At 63.6% G+C, this 437-nt stretch carries 1 protein-coding gene; it reads right to left on the reverse strand.

The window, feature by feature from the left end:
- Nucleotides 1–163: 163 nt before the first annotated feature.
- Nucleotides 164–437: pyridoxal-phosphate dependent enzyme (locus AACY49_RS31190; protein ID WP_339528192.1), on the reverse strand; the 274-nt coding region annotated here is incomplete at its 5' end.

The raw sequence follows: 437 nt of genomic DNA on the forward strand, positions 1-437 counted from the left end.
TGCCGTTGGTGCTTTGTCCCTGCCGCCCGTAGCCACCATCGAATACATCTGGAACAACGCCAGCAGCACGCTGACGAAAATCATTATTTTACGCATGACTGGCCCCCGACGGACCCCCGCCCGTCGGAACGCCTTATACCGCAGAAAAAGGGTTACTGCGACATCAACCTTCGGGCAGGAAGTCGGGAACCGACAGATAGCGTTCGCCCGTGTCGTAGTTGAAGCCGAGCACGCGTGAGCCTGCGGGAAGCTCGGGCAGTTTCTGCGCGATCGCGGCGAGCGTTGCACCCGAGCTGATCCCGACCAGGATTCCTTCCTCGGCGGCGGAGCGACGCGCCATCGCCTTGGCGTCGGCGGCCTCGACCTTGATCGCACCGTCGATCGACTGCGTGTGGAGGTTGGCGGGGACGAAGCCCGCGCCGATGCCCTGGATCGGG

Source organism: Pseudomonas sp. EL_65y_Pfl2_R96, from assembly GCF_963970905.1.
Classification (GTDB): domain Bacteria; phylum Pseudomonadota; class Gammaproteobacteria; order Pseudomonadales; family Pseudomonadaceae; genus Aquipseudomonas.